This window comes from Shewanella sp., assembly GCF_041630135.1.
GTDB lineage: Bacteria > Pseudomonadota > Gammaproteobacteria > Enterobacterales > Shewanellaceae > Shewanella.
In genome coordinates this window covers 53,889-74,729 of record NZ_JBFKLW010000006.1, presented here as the reverse complement: position 1 = coordinate 74,729, position 20,841 = coordinate 53,889, and the positions used below count along the sequence as shown (strand labels likewise).

The 20,841-nt window shown below is 50.1% G+C and carries 12 protein-coding genes; 7 read left to right on the top strand and 5 right to left on the bottom strand.

Going from position 1 to position 20,841, the window contains the following annotated elements:
- Positions 1 to 13 precede the first annotated feature (13 nt).
- Positions 14 to 3,457, bottom strand: a complete 3,444-nt coding sequence (locus tag ABYK60_RS03015; protein WP_372870443.1) for a chromosome segregation protein SMC — start codon at positions 3,455 to 3,457, stop codon at positions 14 to 16.
- Positions 3,458 to 3,734: 277 nt separating this feature from the next.
- Here ABYK60_RS03015 and cysZ point away from each other — a divergent pair, with 277 nt between their 5' ends.
- Together cysZ and ABYK60_RS03005 are read left to right on the top strand one after the other, a co-directional pair.
- On the top strand, positions 3,735 to 4,529 hold the full coding sequence (cysZ, locus tag ABYK60_RS03010) for a sulfate transporter CysZ (protein WP_372870442.1): 795 nt from the start codon (positions 3,735 to 3,737) through the stop codon (positions 4,527 to 4,529).
- A gap of 169 nt (positions 4,530 to 4,698) precedes the next feature.
- Positions 4,699 to 7,041 carry a DUF5916 domain-containing protein gene (locus ABYK60_RS03005; protein WP_372870441.1) on the top strand — a complete coding sequence of 781 codons (2,343 nt, stop codon included), beginning with the start codon at positions 4,699 to 4,701 and terminating at the stop codon, positions 7,039 to 7,041.
- A 12-nt stretch (positions 7,042 to 7,053) separates the two neighbouring features.
- Here the strand turns inward: ABYK60_RS03005 and ABYK60_RS03000 are convergent, their stop codons facing one another.
- The 3 genes from ABYK60_RS03000 to ABYK60_RS02990 are packed head-to-tail and all read right to left on the bottom strand — an operon-like array spanning position 7,054 to position 10,522.
- Positions 7,054 to 8,283, bottom strand: a complete 1,230-nt coding sequence (locus ABYK60_RS03000) for a diguanylate cyclase (protein ID WP_372870440.1) — start codon at positions 8,281 to 8,283, stop codon at positions 7,054 to 7,056.
- A 12-nt stretch (positions 8,284 to 8,295) separates the two neighbouring features.
- Positions 8,296 to 9,420, bottom strand: a complete 1,125-nt coding sequence (locus ABYK60_RS02995; protein ID WP_372870439.1) for a beta-ketoacyl-ACP synthase III — start codon at positions 9,418 to 9,420, stop codon at positions 8,296 to 8,298.
- Positions 9,413 to 10,522: an RDD family protein gene (locus ABYK60_RS02990; RefSeq protein ID WP_372870438.1), complete on the bottom strand. Its 1,110-nt coding sequence runs from the start codon at positions 10,520 to 10,522 to the stop codon at positions 9,413 to 9,415. Before ABYK60_RS02990 ends, ABYK60_RS02995 begins: the two co-directional genes overlap by 8 nt.
- 206 nt (positions 10,523 to 10,728) lie before the next feature.
- Between ABYK60_RS02990 and cysK the strand changes: the two genes are divergently transcribed.
- Entirely contained in the window at positions 10,729 to 11,697 is a 969-nt protein-coding gene (gene cysK, locus ABYK60_RS02985; protein ID WP_372870437.1) for a cysteine synthase A, read from the top strand.
- A 73-nt stretch (positions 11,698 to 11,770) separates the two neighbouring features.
- Here the strand turns inward: cysK and ABYK60_RS02980 are convergent, their stop codons facing one another.
- On the bottom strand, positions 11,771 to 12,436 hold the full coding sequence (locus ABYK60_RS02980) for a TetR/AcrR family transcriptional regulator (RefSeq protein ID WP_372870436.1): 666 nt from the start codon (positions 12,434 to 12,436) through the stop codon (positions 11,771 to 11,773).
- A gap of 283 nt (positions 12,437 to 12,719) precedes the next feature.
- Between ABYK60_RS02980 and ABYK60_RS02975 the strand changes: the two genes are divergently transcribed.
- The 4 genes from ABYK60_RS02975 to ABYK60_RS02960 all read left to right on the top strand — a co-directional run bounded on the left by ABYK60_RS02975 (position 12,720) and on the right by ABYK60_RS02960 (position 20,437).
- Positions 12,720 to 14,975 (top strand): aminotransferase class V-fold PLP-dependent enzyme, encoded by a 2,256-nt coding sequence (locus tag ABYK60_RS02975; protein ID WP_372870435.1) that lies wholly within the window; start codon positions 12,720 to 12,722, stop codon positions 14,973 to 14,975.
- 163 nt (positions 14,976 to 15,138) lie between these two features.
- The gene (locus ABYK60_RS02970; protein WP_372870434.1) at positions 15,139 to 16,218 is read left to right on the top strand and encodes a methyltransferase; all 1,080 of its coding nucleotides are present in this window, start codon (positions 15,139 to 15,141) and stop codon (positions 16,216 to 16,218) included.
- Between the two features lie 91 nt (positions 16,219 to 16,309).
- Positions 16,310 to 17,293, top strand: coding sequence for a TDT family transporter (locus ABYK60_RS02965; protein ID WP_372870433.1), 984 nt, complete (start codon positions 16,310 to 16,312; stop codon positions 17,291 to 17,293).
- Between the two features lie 525 nt (positions 17,294 to 17,818).
- A complete protein-coding gene (locus tag ABYK60_RS02960) occupies positions 17,819 to 20,437 on the top strand; it encodes a TonB-dependent receptor plug domain-containing protein (protein ID WP_372870432.1) in 2,619 nt (872 codons plus the stop codon).
- The last annotated feature ends 404 nt before the right edge of the window (positions 20,438 to 20,841 follow it).

Below are 20,841 nucleotides of genomic sequence, written 5' to 3'. Positions count from 1 at the left end.
GTCTTTCCTGAATTCAATCTGCGTGCGCCATGGCCACGGCTTCTTCGATATCGACCGCCACTATGCGGGATACGCCTGGCTCATGCATGGTCACACCAACTAACTGATCAGCCATCTCCATGGTAATTTTATTGTGGCTGATATAGATAAACTGCACGCTGGCCGACATTTCCTGCAACAAACGGCAGAATCGGTCAACGTTGGCATCATCCAGCGGCGCATCGACTTCATCGAGCATACAAAATGGGGCTGGATTCAACCTGAAAATGGCAAACACCAATGATAAAGCGGTCAGCGCTTTTTCACCACCCGATAACAGGTGGATTGTGGAGTTCTTTTTGCCGGGAGGCCGAGCCATGATGGTGACCCCGGTCTCCAATAAATCATCATCTGTCAGTGCCAGATAAGCACTGCCGCCGCCAAACACTTTGGGAAACAGCATACCCAAATCGGCATTAACCTGCTCAAACGTAGTTTTAAAGCGGCTGCGGGTTTCACGATCGATTTTACGTATCGCCTCTTCCAGGCTTTCAAGTGCCTGATTTAAATCCGCATCCTGACCATCAAGGTAATCTTTACGCTCGCGCGCCTCATCATACTCTTCAATGGCTGCAAGGTTAATGGCGCCGAGGCGGCTAATCTTGCCCCGCAACTTTTCAAGTTGCTGTTGCCACTCATCCACCGACGCATGTGCAGGGAGTCCCGGCGTCACGTCAGTAAGACGGATATTGGCCTCGGCCAATTGCGCTAATTGGGTTTCCGCCTGCCCCTTTAAACCTTCACGCCGTAGCTTTAACGATTCGAGGGTATGAGTCAAGTGGTCTATCTTGCCAACTTCTTGTTTTTGCTTCAATAGTAAAGCATCTATCTGTTCCTGCAGCGCGGCCTGGCGGCTGCGGTTTTCCGCCAGCGTAGTTTGGCGGCTTTGCTGCATCGCAAGTGTTTCCCGCAGCCGCTGGGACAAACCGCTGCGGTCAGTGTCCTGCTCACGCAGTTCCTGCTGGCCAAGTTCAGTCAGCACAGCCCCTCTTTGCTCGGTAAGTTTACCAAGCTCAGCCTGACCTGCCTGCAGTTTTTGGCTTATCAATGCAAGCTCGGTGGCAAGTTCACCGCGCCTGGCGCGAACCTGACCCAGTTGGGACTCAAGATTGGCGAGCGACGCTTTTCGTTCGTCGGCTAAGCGCCGGGCAGATGCCTGCTTTTCAGCCAGCACGGCCAAGTGGCCACTGGCTTCCTCCAGCGCTTCTTCTTGCTGCATCAGCGACTCATCCGCCACTTCAAGTTCAAGTAAGGCATCCTGCTGCTGGGCGGCCAGCCTGGCGATTTGCGTGCTGACAAACTCCCGCTGTCTGGCCGCTTGCCTCAGGCTTTCCCGCCGGGCCTCCCAGCGCATCCGGGCACGCTCAGCATTTTGTTTGGCATCACTTAACGCAAGCTCGGCAGCTTTCAGATCTGCAGTATTTGCCTCCAGTATGCGACTTGCCCCGGCAGACTCACTTCCATGGGAAGCAAGCTCAGCCTCAAGCCTTTTCACCTCTTGCGCCAGCGCCTCTGCTTCGCTGCGAAGCGCGACCTTATCAGTGCCAGCGCTTTGATTGGACAGCACAAAACCCTGCCCCACCAGCAAGCCCTCTCGGCATAGAATCAGTCCATGGGTATCCAGTTGACAAAGCCTGGCACGGGCATCGCTTAAACTCTCGGCAAACTGCACACCGTCAAGCCATGGCGCAAGGTTGACGTCGGCGCCAATCACGCCCCATTGGGAAGGTGTCTGTCGAACAAAGCCCGGGGCAATTGCGTCAGGAGTCTGCTCGGTCACCGGCGCATCTAACAAGCGGCCAAGCAGCAACTCGGCGGCGGCTTCCCAACCGGGCTCGACCTCAAGGCACTGCCACAGTTTTCGGCCGCTGCCACTGTCTTCACTCAGCAGACGGGTGAGTACCGATAGCCGGCCACGTACTTCACTCAGTTCCCGGGATTTGGCCGCAATGTGATTATCAACCTCGGCCAACCTTGCTTGCGCTGCTTTTACCGCAGCTGCAGCCGCGTCGAGAGCCGCTTGCTCCCCCCCTAAATCGGTCTCTGGCGGCGCATCCGGGGAAATGTCGACAGCATAGGTCAGTGCATCGTCAACTGTACTATTACAGGATATGGCGCTTTCATCCTCACCAAGGCTTACAAGCTGCTCTCGGTAACCCGCAAGGCTATGGGTTCGCTCATCAATACTGTGACGAAGATGCTCAAGCCGCTGCCCTGTGAGTTCTTTTTGCGACTTAAGGCTTGCCTGTGCCCGCTCAGCCTGTACAACTTCGCCCCGAACCAGTTCCAGCGCTTCATCGGCATCGAAGGCGCTCTGACTCCAGGCTTCCTGAGTTTCTTCCAGGGTGAGCAACTGCTGTTGCTGGGCTTCAACGGCAAGGCTTAATGTATCTTTAGCATCGGCAAGCTCACGATTGCTTTCATCCAGAGCAAGCATATCGCGGCTTAAGCCTTCCAGGCGGCTCTGCAGGCTTTTAGAACGCTCATCAATGTTTGACAACTGCTGCTCAAGCCGCGCTACTTCGGTTCCAGCCTGATAATAGGCCTCCAGGCTTTGCTGCTCATCATCTACCAGCAGGGCGAGTCCCTGACGTGCTGTCTCAAGGTTGGCATCAGATGTGGCCAGGGTGTTTTTTGCTGCCGCCAGTAAAAACTGCTGCTGCGCTATCTCACCATCGAGCAGCCCTGTTTGATCGCTTAACTCCTGATAGCGCATCACCAACAGCTGAGCATGGGTTGTACGTTCCGATTGCTTATATTCCCGATAACGTTTGGCTGCCTCAGCCTGAATGGCAAGCTTGTCTAGTTGTTTGCCAAGTTCTAGCCGGATATCGCCAAGGCGCTCCAGGTTTTCGCGGGTATGACGAATGCGGTTTTCAGTGTCGCGGCGCCGCTCCTTATAGCGGGAAATACCGGCGGCCTCTTCAATAAATACCCTGAGTTCCTGTGGGCGAGACTCAATCAGCCGCGAGATCATCCCCTGCTCAATAATGGCATAGCTGCGGGGACCAAGACCTGTGCCCATAAAGAGATCGGTAATATCTTTGCGGCGGCATTTCTGGCCGTTCAGAAAGTAGAGAGACTCTCCTTCGCGGCTCACCTGACGTTTAACGGCGATTTCTTCATAACTGGCGTACTGCCCCCCCAAGCGACCCTCCCGGTTATCGAACACCAGTTTTACGCTGGCCACCGAAACTGGCCTGCGGGCACTGGAGCCGTTGAAGATAACGTCGGTCATGGAGTCACCGCGCAGGTGCTTGGCAGAGCTTTCGCCCAGTACCCAGCGTACGGCATCTATCACATTGGATTTTCCGCAGCCATTGGGACCAATAATGGCAGTGAGGGGGTTGGGAAAGGGGATCTTCGTTGGGTCGACAAACGACTTGAAGCCAGCAAGTTTTATTTGTTTCAGTCTCATAATGCCAGTCAAATCGCCTCGCGAGCCCGATTCAGGCTCGACTGCAAAAGGTGAACACTACGCCCGGCGCGGGGTGCATCACTCATGTTATTTGCAGCCAACTTTACCAAAGCCTTTTTGAATATGTAACGTTTTTATCGGTCAAATTAGCGCAATCAGCACCAATTGAATGCGCCTGAAGCGCATTTGAAGTAATTAGCGACAAATTAACCCTTGCCCCTGCCCAAGGAACTGTCTCACAATGCCTGCAAACACAACTGCTTGGAACCGACGTTCTATGTCACGCCCCTCGCTTTCTTCTGCCCGAAGCACTGCTGTACAAGCCAAGAGCGGGTTCAATTACTTTATGGATGGCTTTAGCCTTATCCGTCGTCCCGGCCTGCGAACCTTTGTGTTTGTGCCTTTGCTTATCAATATGCTGCTGTTTGCCAGTGCCTTTTATTACGCACTTGGCAAACTCGATGAACTCTTCGCCTATGTGAGCGGCCAACTGCCCGAATACCTCTCCTGGTTGAATTTTCTGTTGTGGCCCATGGCCGTACTTGCCATGTTGGTGGTAATGGCCTTTGTGTTCAGCTCGGTGATGAACTGGCTTGCGGCACCTTTCAATGGCCTATTGGCCGAAAAAGTAGAGCAGCTGATTACCGGCAAGCCCATGAATACAGGCACCACCATGGATTTAATGAAGGATTTGCCGCGTATCCTGGGCCGGGAATGGTTAAAGCTTAAATACTATTTACCCCGTGCCATTCTGTTTTTGCTGCTGTTTTGGGTACCGCTGCTTGGGCAAACCGCCGCGCCTGTGTTGTGGTTTTTATTCAGCAGTTGGATGATGGCCATTCAATATTGCGATTACCCGTTCGACAACCATAAGGTGCCTTTTGACGATATGCGCTTCGCCCTCAGGCAAACCAAGGGCACCAGCATGAGTTTTGGTGCCGCAGTCACTGTGTTTTCGATGATCCCCATCGTGAATTTTATTGTGATGCCGGTGGCCATTTGCGGTGCTACCGCCATGTGGGTTGATAAGTATCGCGAAGCCTATCGTCATCCGGGCATAGCACCGGAATAATTCCCTAAAAGCCTGTTGATTGCCGAACCTCCACAATGCCCGCTTCCTGCGGGCATTGTATTTGTTTACCTTCACTTATAATTTGTAACAAATCCCGAGTGTTTGGCTCTGTCAGCTTAAGTACAATTGGCCGACTTCTGATACCAATAAAATCAAGGATTAGATAATTTTGTCCAGATTCCTTATGAAGGCAGGTGCCCTGCTTACCTTATGCATCCAGTCTTTTTCCGGTACTGCAGGCAACTCAGAACAGTTTTCGCTGCAGATCCCCTATCTGACGGAACCCGCGGCCATTGACGGCGATTTGTCGGATGCGGTGTGGGCCAGCGCCGCCGAAGCCGAGCTGAAGTATGAAACCCGTCCAGCAGAAAATGCGCCGGCACCGGTCAGAACAAGGGCAAAATTGTTTGCCACCGATACCACCTTATATGTGGCCTTTATTGCTGACGATCCTGACCCGGGTGCTATCAGAGCACATCTACGCCCCAGGGATGATATCTGGGGCGAAGATATGGTGGGCATAAAACTCGACACCTTTAACAATGCGCGGTTGGCATACCAGTTTTTTATCAATCCACTGGGCGTGCAATTCGACTCAATCGAAAATGAACTTAACAAAAGCGAAAGTGCCGCATGGGACGGAATTTGGGAAAGCTCAGGCCGTGTCACCGACACGGGTTATCAGGTTGAGGTCGCCATCCCCCTGTCCCAACTCAGCTTTGAAGATACTCCGGGCAAAAAAACGTGGGGATTTGAACTGATTAGATTTTATCCCCGAGATGCAGAACACCGCTTGTCGACTCATCAGATATCCCGCTCCAACAACTGCCAACTATGTCAACTGGGCGTTATCAATGGTTTTGAGTCGGTGGATCTCGGAAACGGACTGCAACTCACCCCTTCGCTGGTCACCACGGGCAGCCGCGAGCGCAGCCCGAGCCCCGGTAGCGAATGGCAGCAGGATGAAAACGTGGAAGCCGGTTTGGATCTTCGCTGGGCCATCACTCCATCATCACTGCTCAATGCCACCATAAACCCTGACTTTTCACAGGTTGAGGCCGATGCAGGTCAGCTTAACGTCAATTCAAACTTCACCCTGTTCCTCGAAGAAAAACGATCGTTTTTCCTTGATAATAAAGATTATTTTGACTCCCAACTACCACTGCTGCACACACGCAATATCTCAGATCCAGACTATGGTGTTAAGTTCACCCACAAATCAGAAAACCACACCTTCGCCTTCCTGGGCGCCAACGACACCGGCAGCCATTTTTTGGTACCCGGTAACCTGAGCTCCTCAGTCGCAAACATTGACGATACCAGCCACAACCTTGCCGGACGGTATCTGTATACCAGCAGTGAAACCCTGGCATTGGGTGCCGTGGTAACCGGTAAACAGAGCGACAACTACCACAATCTGGTGGTGTCCGGAGATATCAAATATCAACCGACAGCCCAGGATACCTTTATTGCCCAGTTTGCCACGTCAGATACCGAATACCCGGAAGATCTTTATCGCGATTTTTGTGGTTCTGACGAAGACTGCCTGCCCAGTGATGAGTGCAGTCTGGATAATTGCAATGTAAATGAGCGAGTGCTTCGCACTTTCAAGGATGGCGCTTTTGGCGGCGAAATGTACCGTCTGAATTATAAACATGCCACCCGCAATTATTATGTCCGAGCTGATTATGAGTCAGTCAGCGAAGATTTTCGTGCCGACCTTGGTTTTATTGAAAAAGTTGACCAGCGCAGAGCCGTGGTAGGCGGTGGCTATATTTGGTATCCAACTGATAGCTGGTTCAACGAAGTGGAATTGGGTGGTGATTGGGACATCACCCAAAACCAAAATGGCGAAAAAATTGAACAGGAACTCGAGGGCTATCTTTTTACCCGGGGCGGTTGGCAAAGCTGGCTGGGCGGCGGCTGGGTGACCCGTGAAAAAGTTGGGAGGCGCCACGATGCAAGTTCGTTGGCCATTGAAGGCAACACCACCCTGTTTAATGAAACCCGACTGTGGGCTGAGGCAAACATTAACCCGTTACCCTGGATAGGAGGTGGCATTTCCGCATCATGGGGTGACGAAGTCGACTTTCACAATAACAGGCCCGGCACCAGTTTGAGAGCCAGCGGTCAGCTTGAACTGAAAATTACCGATAGCCTGGTATTGGATGTGAACCATGACTATTTTGGGCTGGATGTAGATGATGGCAGGCTATTAACGGCCAATCTGACAGATTTGCGACTTAACTGGCAGCTCAGTGTCGAAAGTTTTATTCGCCTGTCCAGCATCTACACCCACATTAACCGGGACCCTTCGTTGTACCTTTACGGCAATCCAAGCGCCAAATACGAAGATCTGGGTACTGAATTGTTGTACGGCTACAAGGTAAATCCTTTGAGTGTGTTTTATCTCGGCTATGCAGATGGCATGCGAGCCGACGAGGATTTCCCGGGGCTGACCCGAACTGAACAGACGCTGTTCATGAAGGTAAGCTACGCGTTCATACTCTGACCAAAACCTGCACTAGGACGCAATACACGTTTGGTTGCGTCCCTGTGTTTTGGCTTCGTACAGCGCCAAATCCGCTCTTTTCATCATATTATCCAGGCTATCACCAGCAAACTCAGCGACACCAATGCTCACTGTCAGCGACAGGGTTAACTCGCCAAATTGAAACGGCACCTGGGCAAGCTTGGAACGAAACCCGTCCATCAGCGTCATGGCTCTCTCGCTGTCCAGTCCCTTCAGGGCAACAACGAACTCCTCACCGCCGAATCTTGCCAATGTGAAATGCTGCCCAAACGCCGCTTTCATTCGACGGGCGAACTCTTTGAGCACTTCGTCACCGATATCGTGGCCGTGGGTATCGTTCACCTTTTTGAAGAAATCAATATCCATCAACGCAATGGAAAAGCCGCCACCCTGCTGTGCCTGTGGACTGACTTTATCGAAAAAATAGCGACGGTTATACACGCCTGTAAGGTAATCAAGATTCGCCTGTTCCCACAGCTTGCGGATCATTTCCAACGATTCGAGAGTATTACTGACACGGCAGTGGAACTCCTCGTGGACAAAAGGTTTTTGTAAAAAGTCATTCGCGCCATTTTTGATAAACCTGGCGGAAAGTGTCTCATCGGTGTCATTGGACAAACCTATGATAACCATTTCTTCACGGGCAAACTTTTCACGAACTTTTAAGATGAGCTCAAACCCATCAATGCCGGGCATGTTGTAATCGGCTATCAACAGCCTGATCCCTGATTCCCGCTCAAGTACTTCAAGAGCCTTGGCACCATCTTCGGCTTCCAATACTTCAAACAGATGCAGTTCAAGCAGATTACGCACAAAATTCCGGCTGACCCGTGAGTCATCAGCAACCAGCACCTTGGTGTGGCGGTTTCGGTTCAGGGTACTGATAAGCTTGACCACATATTCATAGCTGAAGCGGTTTTCTTTATAGACGTAATCCACAATCCCCAATTGCAGCAGACGCTTGCGCTGTTTGGCATCCAGACTCCCTGTCAATACGATACAGGGAGTACGGCTGCCAAGTACCAACTCGACGCTTTCACCATGTGGTGCATCGGGTAAATTAAGATCCGTCACCGCCGCAAAATAACTGTTTTGCCCAAGTAACTGTTTGGCCACGGCCAGATTGGGGGCAACATCAACGGTGCAATCAAGCAACTGAGTCAGCATATGTTTGAGCAATCTGACAACGATATTGCTGTCTTCGACCAACAAGATTCGCAAAATCAGAACTCCTTAGACTGTTTTTAAAATGATGCTTCCTATGGAATAACCGGCTCCGAATGAGCATAACAGCCCCATATCGCCACTGCGTAACCCCTCTCTGCACTTATGTAATGCAATAACAGAGCCCGCGGATGCCGTATTGGCATAAGTATCCAACACGATAGGCGCCATGTCAGGGGGCACATCCTCACCCAGCAATTTTTTCACAACAAATTGATTCATATTGATGTTGGCTTGGTGTAACCACAGGCGCTTCATCATTGCCGGCTCAAGGCCTGCATCAGCAAACTGGCTATCCAGATGACTGTAGATCATGGGCAACAACTCTTTGAATACTTTGCGGCCCTGTTGATGAAACAGTTTATCCGCGGCATACGCAGTTGCCGGAGTACATCGATTCAGAAAACCAAAATTACTGCGGATGTTATTTGAATATTCTGTTATGCAGCGTTGGCCGATTATCTGCAACGGCAGATGACTGCGACACCCCTGTAAACGCTCAACAACCATGGCTGTCGCCACATCACCAAAGATGAAGTGGCTGTCCCGGTCACGGTAGTTGACTTGTGCCGAGCAGATTTCGGGACTTATCACCAATACCCTGGACGCGGCCCCCTGTTGTATCAGCCCCTGCGCAGCTGACACACCAAACGTCGCAGAGCTGCAGGCTACCTGCATGTCAAAACCAAATCCACGGCATCCCAGTGCCTGCTGAATTTCTATGGCTACTGCCGGATAGGCTCTTTGCGTATAGGCGCAGGCCACAATCACCAAATCAATATCAGCCGCATCAAGGTCTGCTTCAGCCAGTGCCTGCTGTGCCGCCAGCAATCCCATTTCGGCTTGCACTGACAATGAATCTGCAGCTCTTTCGTCCATCAGTGGCATCATAATTTCAGGGTCGAGAATTCCGTCCCTTACCATCACATACCTGTGTTTAATGCCAGACGCTTTTTCTATGAACTCACAGGAAGAATAGGCCAGCGGCTCCACATGTCCACTGGAAATTTCACCCTCGTGCTGTCGGTTAAAAAGATCAACAAAGGCATTAAAACTTTCAACCAGCTCTTCATTACTGATGCTTTCCGGTGGAGTAAAGAGACCTGTTCCGCTAATGACAATACTATTATCCATGGTTCACCTCTTGACTGGTCGATACCGGCACCTCCGGCGGTTTCCGTGGTTTGGTTAAGTCGATAACCACGGTTGCAGATATTTTGTCCTGAATGGCCTGCCGATTTGCATCCCAAAAAATCTGCAAAAATCCCATCAACCCGGTGGCAAATCCTGCACCATAACCGCCATAGCGGCCAAAGGCAGCCCATAGCCCCAGTTTAGAACCATCTAAAGATATCACCCTTATCCCCATGAGTTTTTTACCCAGTGTCTGTCCATCAAACCAGGCAGTAAACACGGTAAAGTAGAAAGCAGCCCAACCAAATCCCAGCCCCAAATCATTTAAAATGCCTTTTGCCCATTCAATCACACTGTATTGTGACGGTCGGTCTTCTGCGTTGGTATCGTCATGGGTACCATCGCCGACCGAATGATTCGCGTTTTTACTGGCTTCAGGCTGAAGTTGTGCCCTATCACCGTCATCGCGGTTGTCTTGCCGCTGTTGTGTTGCGGTATCTATCTCTGTGGTTGAGGGTAAATCCGCTAATTGGGGCATAAGGCTTTTCTTTAATGCCAAGGCATCAAATCCGTCTATTGCCAACTCATCCAGAGCGCCCGCCAGCATGGCTTCTGCTTCTTCTCTGACCATGTCGGTAGCGGCAAGCTCCCTGACCAGAGAGCCTGCCTTTAACTCGGCACATTCCTGAGTTTCGCACAAGCTTAACGAAATCACCGACGGTATAAGTGAAACTGCCTGAGGGCCGGTGATATTGGGATTATAGCTACTCTCAGTACGGTTAAAGTTTTCAAAAACACCATAAATAACAACGAGCGTCATCAGTGCATACACACTAATTTTTGCCCAACGTCCTATGTTTCCCAGCCGCCTGGCCAAATAGGATGTCGCCAGCACCAATAGCACAAACACAATCCCTGCCTCTTCGGCCAATATGGTGATCAACAACCCGTCAATCCCTACGGCAATGGCGCGTTTTAACGGGGAGGCAAGCGGCGTATACAGCAACGCTTCCGCCACACTGAAGGCATGGGGTGTAATAATGGTCCGCGGATCTTTTACTGTGGTCCGGGCCACGGGAATGACGTTGTTGGTTTCTGTCATGGGCATGTCCATCGGCTGTAGCTAAATAAACAGCCTTGTTATTATTGGGTTGAGGTTAACACAAACCCAAAATCAACCAATCAGCCTTCGCGAATAAAAAACACGCACTTAATAGCTAAATGGAATAAAGAAGAACAAACAATCACTTCTAAATGACGCCACAGCGATTATGCTTTAATGCAATAACGTCACAGGAGCGGCATTCCATGAGCAAAATTTTTGAAGACAACTCGTACACAATCGGTAATACCCCGCTGGTCCGCCTCAACCGCGTCAGTAACGGCAAGGTATTGGCCAAGGTGGAAGCCCGTAACCCCAGCTTTTCAGTTAAGTGCCGTATTGGTGCAAACATGATCTGGGATGCCGAAAAGCGTGGCGTGCTGACCAAAGACAAGGAGCTGATTGAGCCTACCTCTGGCAATACAGGTATCGCCCTTGCTTATGTGGCCGCAGCTCGCGGTTATAAGCTGACTTTGACCATGCCCAATACCATGAGCCTGGAGCGCCGCAAACTTCTCAAAGCTCTCGGTGCCAATCTGGTACTGACTGAAGGTGCCAAGGGCATGAAAGGTGCCATCGAAAAGGCTGAGGAAATCAGACAGTCAGCTCCGGAAAAATATGTATTACTGCAGCAATTCGATAACCCGGCCAACCCTGAAATCCATGAAAAAACCACGGGTCCGGAGATCTGGAACGACACCGACGGTGAAGTGGACATCCTGGTAGCCGGTGTAGGCACAGGTGGTACCATCACAGGTACCAGCCGTTACATCAAGAACGTACAGGGCAAAGCCATTGTCTCTGTGGCAGTGGAGCCAGCTGATTCACCGGTGATCAGCCAGACTCTCGCAGGCGAGGCAGTACAACCTGGACCACACAAAATTCAGGGAATTGGCGCTGGATTTATCCCCGGAAACCTGGACCTGGAACTCATCGATCGGGTTGAAACTGTGTCCAACGAAGACGCTATCGAGATGGCTCACCGCCTGATGAAAGAGGAAGGCATTCTGGTGGGCATTTCGTCAGGGGCCGCCGTCGTGGCAGCAAACCGTATCGCCGCCCTGCCTGAGTTTGAAGGCAAAAACATTGTAGTAATCCTGCCATCGGCAGCAGAACGCTACCTGTCGTCTGTGCTGTTCCAGGGACAGTTTGGCGACCAGGAAAACGTGCAATAATCTGAGTCATCACCATTAAAAAGCCCCGCATTCTCGGGGCTTTTTGTTTCTTTTTGCTGATATCGAAAAACACTCACACCGCCGGTGCGACAATTAACTGGTTCAATAGATCTCTGACACTGAGTTCACACTCTGTCCCATCAAAAGACTGCCTGACACTGTAGCGATATTCCAAAAAGCGGATAAGCGCAATTATCTGTCTGGCGGGTACACCGGGATTACCATGTTCCAGCCGGGCAAAAAATTGTGTAACCGGAACCAAAATCGCTTCATCAAGCAGAATAATGGCTTCAGCCAACACCGGGTTACGCAGCGCTTCTTCCTGGAATGCCATTTCAAGAATGCGCTCATCCCTATCCGCTACCTGCATCTTGATATGCCCGCAGATAAACCCGGTAAGCATGTCCCTCAGGGCCTGTAACTGTTCTGGCTTTGCCAAACTTTCAGCACTGTAACTACTTAACGCTGAGAAGCTTTGTTGTTCCAGCGCCAAATTGGCCACCATGGTCTTATGTGCATGAAAAGTCAGCGCATCATGGATAAGCTCTTTAATGTCACCAAAATAATAGGTGGTTGATGCCAATGGCACAGCCGCCAGCTTGGCGACCGCCCTATGTCTTACTCCTCTCACCCCCTCGGCAACTATCAGTCTGAGGGTTGCTTCCAAAATAGCAATCCGACGAGCCTGACCGTCACTGCGACTGGCCTGACGGCCTATATAAGGTAATGGCTGTAACATGATGAAAACTTCCCCGATTTGGATGTGCAGATACTAACGCTAAGTTTATTCACGGAAAACCTCACAATCCGGTTTTAAACAGTTGCCAGTTGATGTTTAGCTGAAACAAGGGCCCGTGAAAGTCTGTTTTTCTGAGACGTGATGCCATAAATATCCCTTTTTACCCACGCTTATACTGATTTATTCCGCCCGCTTGAGCTTGTTCTTAAAGCTGCTAATATAATCCAACAGAATTACTTATAACTAAAAACTATATTAATACAGCACGAGCATTGAAAACAGTATGAAACAGTCACTCATTTACCTGGACGCCAATGCCACCACACCGGTATTGCCCGACGCAGCCAAAGCCGCAATGGATGCCATGGAGCACCTCTATGGCAACCCCTCCAGCAGCCATATCACTGGTATTCAAGCCAAAGCGCTCATGGAACATACCCGTGCTGCGGCCAGAAAACATCTGGGATCCGGTTCGGGTAAACTGGTGTTTACCAGCGGCGCAACCGAGGGCATTCAAACCGCAATATTGTCAGCCTTGGTTGCAGCCAGAGATAAAGGTGTCTCCAAAGATGCCTGCATTTTATATGGCGCAACCGAACATAAAGCCGTCCCCGAATCCCTGAAGCACTGGAATAAAGTGCTCGGCCTCAACGCTGCTGTACTGGCAATCCCCGTTGACCGCCAAGGCCGACTCGATTTTGATTTTATCGCCCAAAAAGCGCCAAATGCCCTGCTGATTTGCACTATGGCGGTGAACAACGAAACCGGTGTATATCAGGAACTGCAGGCACTGGAACTGTGCATTCGTCAAGCCAATCCTCAGGTGTTTTGGATGGTCGATTGTGTGCAGGCTCTGGGTAAACTGCCCCTCGAACTGGCCCGCACCAGCATAGACTACGCGCCCTTCAGTGGTCACAAGCTGTATGCCCCAAAAGGCATTGGCATGCTTTATATCCGTGAGGGTGCACCCTTTACGCCTTTTATTGCAGGTGGGGGTCAGGAAGGAGGTCTGCGTTCCGGCACCGAAAACCTGCCTGCCATGGCTGCGCTGAAGGTTGTGCTCGATATGCTCAATGGCGACGGCAATACCAGATTCGTCGATAAAGCCACCCTTGCACGTTATCGTTTACGTTTATTGGAAGCACTACAACAGGCATTTGGTAAGGTCGAACTTAACCACAGTTTGGAAAACTCTGTACCAACCACGCTAAACTTTGCCGTTCCGGGATTTTCCAGCAAGGAAATCATGGATCTGTTTGATGCAGCGGATATACGGGTCAGTTCCGGCTCAGCCTGCAGCTCTAAGGTGACCGGCAGTTTTGTACTGGATGCCATGGGTTTACCCCGCTGGCAAAGCGAGTCGGCGATCCGTATGTCCTTTGGCCCGGCGATGACAGAAACTGAACTCAACAATGCCTGTGACCGCATCATAGAAGCCGCATCTTCCCTGACCCACTCCTGTTTATTGGCGCTGGACTCACGCCGAACCGAGGCAGACAGAGAGCCTCTTTCCGGTCTGGTTCAGTTAAAAGATAATGGCGCCTGCTGTTGGCTGTATACTGACCCTGACAGTCGCCAAACTCTGATAGTCGATCCTCTGCCCGCACTGAAAAAACGCTTGCTGGATCTGGTTCATTGCCAGGAGTTGCCAGTTATCGGCGTCATAGACACCCACGGCCACGGCGATCACCACAGCAACCGTGATGACATTGTGTCTGCATTGAAGCTCAACGAAGAATGCTCATTTCTCGGCTGGCCAAAACGTGCTGAAACCTGCCTGTGGCAGGGAGAAGAGTTTGAATACATCCCGGTGGGTAACAAGCGGCTTTTGCGGCTGGCAAGCCCCGGGCATACCGACGACAGCCAAACTCTTATTCTTATTGATAACAACGACAAATTGATGTTCGCTTTTGTCGGTGACACAGTGCTGCCGGGTAGCATTGGCCGAAGCAACTTCCCATCCTCTTCCACCAAGGCACTGTTCCAAAGCTTAAAGCGACTGCACGTGCTCCTTGGCGATGAGACCCTGTTGTTGTCATCTCACGATTATCACAATGATTTTTTCACCAACTTTTCAGTTGAAGTGTCTCACTCTCCTTTATTGGCCGAAGTACTGAAAAGCACCATCGATGAAGCTGGCTTTATCCGTCGTAAAGATGCCATGGATGCCACCCTTGAAGATAAGCAGGGAGAAACCATCATGTGCGGCGCCTACAGTTCCTGTGCGGCTGGCAAAGGCGTAGTTGAATATTCAAAAGAGCAACTGGAAGCGTTATTGGCTGATAATGAAAGTGCTTTGGTACTGGATATTCGTGAACCACACGAATTCAAGCTTTCCCATCGCGAAAGTCGCTGCATTAATGTGCCGCTGACACGCCTGGCGGGCTTTGTCGCAAGAGAGACTGATGCTCGCAGCAAACCTTTGGTGCTCATATGTCGCAGTGGAAGTCGCTCGGCAGTCGCTGCACGCGCGCTGGAACGCTTCGGCTTCCGCTCCATCGCGCATGTTGCAGGTGGCTACGCCCTGTGCCGGGAATGAGGGCACAGGCTTAGTAAAAAAGCGCCTTAAGGGCGCTTTTTTTGTGCCTGGCTCCCCAATACTGCACAAATGTACGTGAAACAAAGCATCTCTTTGGCCCAGATCAATATTGACCATGAATGCAGACTGATAAAAAGAACGCTTTGCTGCTCAAGGCCAACCCATGCATTTCTACAATCATCCGAAATCCATACATGCATTCGATGCCAAGTTTGAAGCCCAAAAAATTGCCTTTGCACCTGTCAGCTTTCAGGTAGCCCGCTGCCTGATTGAGTTTGGCATTTTAGCAGCCATAGATATCAGTGGCGGAACAAGTCGGACAGCGCTGGCCGCTACACCTAAAGGCAGTTCAAAACCCATCAGTGACTATGGGCTCGGTGTACTGCTGGATATGGGGATGAGTATGGGGTTGATTTGGCAGGAGGGCGAGTATTTCCATCTGGATAAGACCGGCCACTTTTTACTGCACGATGAGATGACCCGCACCAACCTGAACTTCATGCACCACATTTGTTATCAGGGTATGTTTTCGCTGGAACAAGCCCTTCTTACCGGCAAACCCGAAGGACTCACACAGTTTGGTGATTGGAAAACCCTCTACCCTGCATTGTCGTCACTGCCTGAAGCTGCCAAAGAAAGCTGGTTCAGTTTCGACCAATTTTATTCCGACCATGCCTTCGATACTTTGCTGCCATTAGTGCTGGCAGATAAACCGGCTCATCTGGTGGATATTGGCGGCAATACCGGTAAGTGGGCACGGAGCTGCTGCTCTTATGACAACCATGTGCAGGTCACCATAATGGATTTACCGCAGCAAATTGCACTGGCCCGACGCGCCTGCTCTGGAGCGGATCTGGTTAAACGTATTCAGTATTTGGAGACAAACTTACTGGAGTCAAATCCGGCCTTTGTAGAAGGGGCCGACATATATTGGATGAGTCAGTTCCTCGATTGTTTCAGCAAGAAACAGATCCTGAATATTCTAAAACATACCGCCAACGCAATGACTCTGGACAGCAAGCTTTTCATTCTGGAAACCTTTTGGGATAAACAGCCGAATGCAGCATCAGCCTACTGTATCAATGCCACCAGTCTCTACTTTACCGCCATCGCCAATGGCAACAGTCGCATGTATCACTCAAAGGTGTTTATTGAACTGATAGATAAGGCAGGGCTTAGCATTGACTGGCAGCAGCACGGTATAGGCCTTGGTCACAGTCTGCTTTGTTGCACCAAGAAGTAAGGAATGCTTACCATCCAAATAAAATGAATCAAATATAATTATCACCATAACAAATCTACAATAGGCCTCATCAGATGAATGGGGTGGCCAAATGACGCAACATAAACCCGGTACGTTTCGAAGGTTACATCAACAAATCGCAAAGTTGCCCAGTCCGATGGGAGGTCTGGCGTTGGCGATTGCCAGTCTTGGCTGGACACTGGAAAATGTGGTTCCGGGATCTGATGGCAGGCTTCAGTTAGTGGGCACCCTGATAGCTGTAACACTATTGCTGCCATTGACAGCAAAGTTTTTGCTGCACCCCAAGCTGTTAAAGGAAGAAATATCTCATCCGGTAGTGGGCAGCGTACTACCAACTTATGCCATGGCACTGATGGTGGTTTCCCGCTGTCTGGGAGACTATTTTAGTGCTGCAGGTGAATCTCTGTGGCTGATTGCGGTGACACTGCATCTTGGCTTGCTCACCGGCTTCAGTTTTCATCGCTTTCGCAACTTCTCCCTGGATCACATGGTACCCAGTTGGTTTGTCCCGCCTATAGGCATTATTGTGGCTGCCGTGGCCTTTCCACCCGACGGCCCACGACTGCTGGCTGAAAGCCTTTTATGGTTTGGTATGTTTGCCTACCTCATCATGTTGCCGCTGATGATGTATCGACTGATATTCCGCACTGCAGTGCCCGAAGCCGCCCAACCAACACTGGCAATTCTGGCCGCACCAGCCAGCCTGTCATTGGCAGGCTACCTGAGCCTGACTCCAACGCCTTCAGTCATCATTGTCGCCTTGCTGCTGACAGTGGCGATTCTGATGACCAGCATCATCTATCTGGCCTTTTTCCAGTTGCTGAAGCTGCCATTCAGCCCGGGGTTTGCCGCCTTTACCTTCCCCATGGTCATAGGCGCCACCGCGCTGTTTAAAACCTGCCAATGGCTGGATGCAACCACTCAGGTTCAAGTCTTCCGCAGCAGTATCCATTACCTTGCATTGGTTGAACTTTGTATCGCCGTGGTCGTGGTCAGCTTTGTGTGCTTAAAATATCTGGCTTTTTATTATCCTCAGCGGACTTTACTTAAATAAACTTAATCCCCTTACCATGATGATAAATTAGCCAACCATAAAATATTAGCAGAGCAGATATATTAACCACGCCTTAATTTAGAGCATAAATTAAACCGCACGCAGTGGAAATAAACGGCACTAACAGATTAATTACTGATAATTTATATTCCACAGCAATTTTTTTAGATCTTTTTTTGTAAAAAAAACAGCAAGCCAGACCATTCTTAGAAACCAACCCATTACAACTGAGCAATAAAATACAGCCAATCGGTAGACACTAAACGCCAGCCAACATCAATTTCTTAACATCCGCATAAAATAAAACACGATACGCGAAGATAAATCATCAAAGATGTTAATACCCCATATTTTTATCATCATTTTTGCAGTTTTTTATTAACAACCACCCTATGTTGCACCTGTGAATATGATGTGGTTATATCTCCGGCCAGATGATTTTCGGTTACTTTTGTTTTTATTTGTATCCGGATTTCGTTCTATATAAAAAAGCAAAACACAATATTAAGTGTCAGGGAGAAATTCATGCTTGCTAATAATACATTGGCCAAAGCCATTCGCTTTGCGCTGATTGGTGGCGCTGCCGTCGCCGCCAGCACCCCAGCATTCGCCGAAGAAGCCGTAGACGGTGCCAAAGTAGAGCGAATCGAAGTAACAGGTTCACGCATCAAGCGCACCGATATGGAAGGCGCATCACCCGTTACCACTATTGATGCCTCTGCCGTTGAAAAGTCTGGCGATTTGAGCATTACCGACGTACTGCGTTCCAGCAACCTCAACTCTTTCGGCTCTTTCTCCGAGCGTTCAGGTTCCAGTGCTCAGTCTCAAGCCACCATCAACCTGCGTGGTGCTGGTTCAGACCGTACTCTGGTACTGCTCAATGGCAAGCGTATGCCTGGTTCTCCTACCCTTGGCGGAACAGCTGTTAACCTGAACACCATTCCAACTGCCGCCATCGAACGTATCGAAGTTCTGACCGACGGCGCATCAGCAGTATACGGCTCTGACGCCGTAGCCGGTGTGGTCAACATCATTCTGAAATCCGGTTATGAAGGTCTGGAAGTTTCTGCGACCGGCACCAACCCAGAACAACCAGGTGGCGAAGAATGGAAAGCCCACGTTGTTGGTGGTGCAGTGGGTGACAAAGGTAGCGTAACCTTCTCTTTCGAACACCTAAACCGTGAAATCATTTTCCAGCGCGACCGTTGGTTCTCCCGTTCAACCAACACTCTGGCAGAAAAATATGATGACACCACTGGTGTATCTATCTATGCCCGTAACTTCCTCGATCTGAAGACCGGTGGCCTTGCCCCGCTGACCGCCTGTGATAACCCCAACATGGTGGGTGGCGGCCATATCTATGATGCAGGCAGCGGCGACTACGTTTGCGGTTATGACTATACCGCTGAAGCTGCTGACCACGCAGCCCGTTCATACACCGCTGGTTATGTAAACGGTGAGTACGAAATCTCCGATGAAATCCAATTCAAAGGTCAGGGTCTGTTCTCCCGCAATGAAACCTTTGGTCGCTATGCGCCAGCCGCAGGCTGGTTTAACGTAGCCGCCGGTCAGGTTGACGTGATGAACTATGATGCCAACGGCAACCACACTGGTAACAGCAAAAACACCAATGCCGGCCGTGTGTACTATCGTTTTGACGACATCGGTACCCGTGACGCAAAAACTATTGACTACGGCACCGATATCCAACTCGGTCTGGTTGGTAACCACGACAATTTCGGCTGGGATGTAACCTACCACTACAACCTGGCTGAGAACAGCAACTACGGCACTGGCTACGTTCACCGCCCAACCGTAGAGCGCTATGTTAAAGACGGCCTGTTTAACTTTGGCCCAGAAGGCAACACTCCTTCAGTAATTGCAGACATGTCTCATGAGACACTGAAGCAAGACATCATGGAGTTCAACAGCCTGAACGCCGGTGTTAACTTCGAGGCCATCGAACTGCCAGCGGGAACCATCGGCTGGTACATTGGTGCCGAGGCTCTGCAGTACAAATATGAAGCCAACGTAGACGCGCAAACTGCCGCTGGCGACGTAATCGGTTCTTCTGGTAACGGTTCAGGCGGCGACCGCGATGTTTATGCTGTGTTTGCAGAAACCATTGTTCCGGTAACTGATGATCTGGAACTGAACCTGGCATATCGCTACGACAATTACTCCGACTTCGGCAGCGCCACCACACCAAAAGTAGCTTTGCGCTATCAGGTGCTGGATGACGTAGTTCTGCGTGCCTCTTGGGGTCAGGGCTTCCGTGCTCCATCATTGTCGGATCTGTTCGCTGCTGACTCATTCAGTGCCGACTCCGCGACCGATTACCATTACTGTGAAGTTCAGGGCACCGCCATTGCTGACTGTAAAGCCAAGCAGTACGACGTAACCCGTACAGCCAACCAGGATCTGCAGCCAGAAACCTCTGACTTCTACAACCTGGGTCTGATCTGGAACATCACCGATAACCTGAGCTCTAAGGTTGAGTACTACAACCTGAAAGTTGACAACGTAATCACCTTCGTTTCTCTGAGCTCTCTGCTCAAAGAAGAGAAGAAGGTAGGCTACGGCAACCTGAGCCGCGGTGAAATCAAGCGTGCCGGTGACTCGGCTGACGGTAAACTGTTGTCTGCAACCACGCCTAAAGCCAACGGCAACGGCTTCGATACTTCTGGTATTGATTTCAACATCAACTACACAGGTTTTGAAACTGACATCGGTGACTTTGGTACCAATCTCGACGTAAGCTATGTACTCGAGTACAACTCTGAAGAGTACTTCGATGGCCCAGTAAACGATATGATTGGTCGTAACGGCATGCCTCAAATCCGTTCTACCTGGACTGTCGACTGGACCTTCGGTGACCATTCCGCATCTGTCGTAACTCAATACATCGATAGTCAGGCGGAACGTACCGATCCGAACACTTACAAGCAAATTGGTCACTTGACCTCTCAGACCACGTTCGACGTAAGTTATGCTTATGCGACTTCGTGGAATGGTAAAGTGTCTGTTGGTATCCGTAACCTGACTGACGAAGATCCAGTGCTGGACTCAGATCTCGAGTATGATGCATCTCTGTACAATCTGTATGGCCGTACTTTCGTTCTGACTTACACCCAGAAGTTCTAATAATTCAGGTGTAATTAAAAAAGGCTCGAGCAATCGAGCCTTTTTATTTAAACACTGCTAATAAATCATTTAAAATTTCACATAATGGCATTCTGTAAAACCCTAATACCACCTCACATTCAAAATAAAATCATCTGCTATCAACCTTATTGACTGCGCAATTTTTAAGCTTCTTTCCAGTGCAGAAAAACAATAACATGTAAAAATCACTCGCAATTTAATCAAATGGCGCCTGCCAAACCTAAACCCTTGCAATTAGCAACTCCATACCCCACGCATTTCATTACCAATTTCATTACCAACTATTTAGAAAACTCAGTTTCGGCTTACTCATGATTTTTCAAGCAACTTTTTCCTGCGTACATAATGAAAGGGGAATGTACCGATATTGCATGAGTTTTTAA

What these genes read in the sequence shown, in the direction of transcription:
- ABYK60_RS02980 (WP_372870436.1), bottom strand. Translation starts at nt 12,436, where the DNA reads ATGTTACAGCCATTACCTTATATAGGCCGTCAGGCCAGTCGCAGTGAC.
- cysZ (WP_372870442.1), top strand. Translation starts at nt 3,735, where the DNA reads ATGTCACGCCCCTCGCTTTCTTCTGCCCGAAGCACTGCTGTACAAGCC.
- ABYK60_RS02970 (WP_372870434.1), top strand. Translation starts at nt 15,139, where the DNA reads ATGCATTTCTACAATCATCCGAAATCCATACATGCATTCGATGCCAAG.
- ABYK60_RS02965 (WP_372870433.1), top strand. Translation starts at nt 16,310, where the DNA reads ATGACGCAACATAAACCCGGTACGTTTCGAAGGTTACATCAACAAATC.
- ABYK60_RS02990 (WP_372870438.1), bottom strand. Translation starts at nt 10,522, where the DNA reads ATGACAGAAACCAACAACGTCATTCCCGTGGCCCGGACCACAGTAAAA.
- ABYK60_RS03015 (WP_372870443.1), bottom strand. Translation starts at nt 3,457, where the DNA reads ATGAGACTGAAACAAATAAAACTTGCTGGCTTCAAGTCGTTTGTCGAC.
- cysK (WP_372870437.1), top strand. Translation starts at nt 10,729, where the DNA reads ATGAGCAAAATTTTTGAAGACAACTCGTACACAATCGGTAATACCCCG.
- ABYK60_RS02975 (WP_372870435.1), top strand. Translation starts at nt 12,720, where the DNA reads ATGAAACAGTCACTCATTTACCTGGACGCCAATGCCACCACACCGGTA.
- ABYK60_RS02995 (WP_372870439.1), bottom strand. Translation starts at nt 9,420, where the DNA reads ATGGATAATAGTATTGTCATTAGCGGAACAGGTCTCTTTACTCCACCG.
- ABYK60_RS02960 (WP_372870432.1), top strand. Translation starts at nt 17,819, where the DNA reads ATGCTTGCTAATAATACATTGGCCAAAGCCATTCGCTTTGCGCTGATT.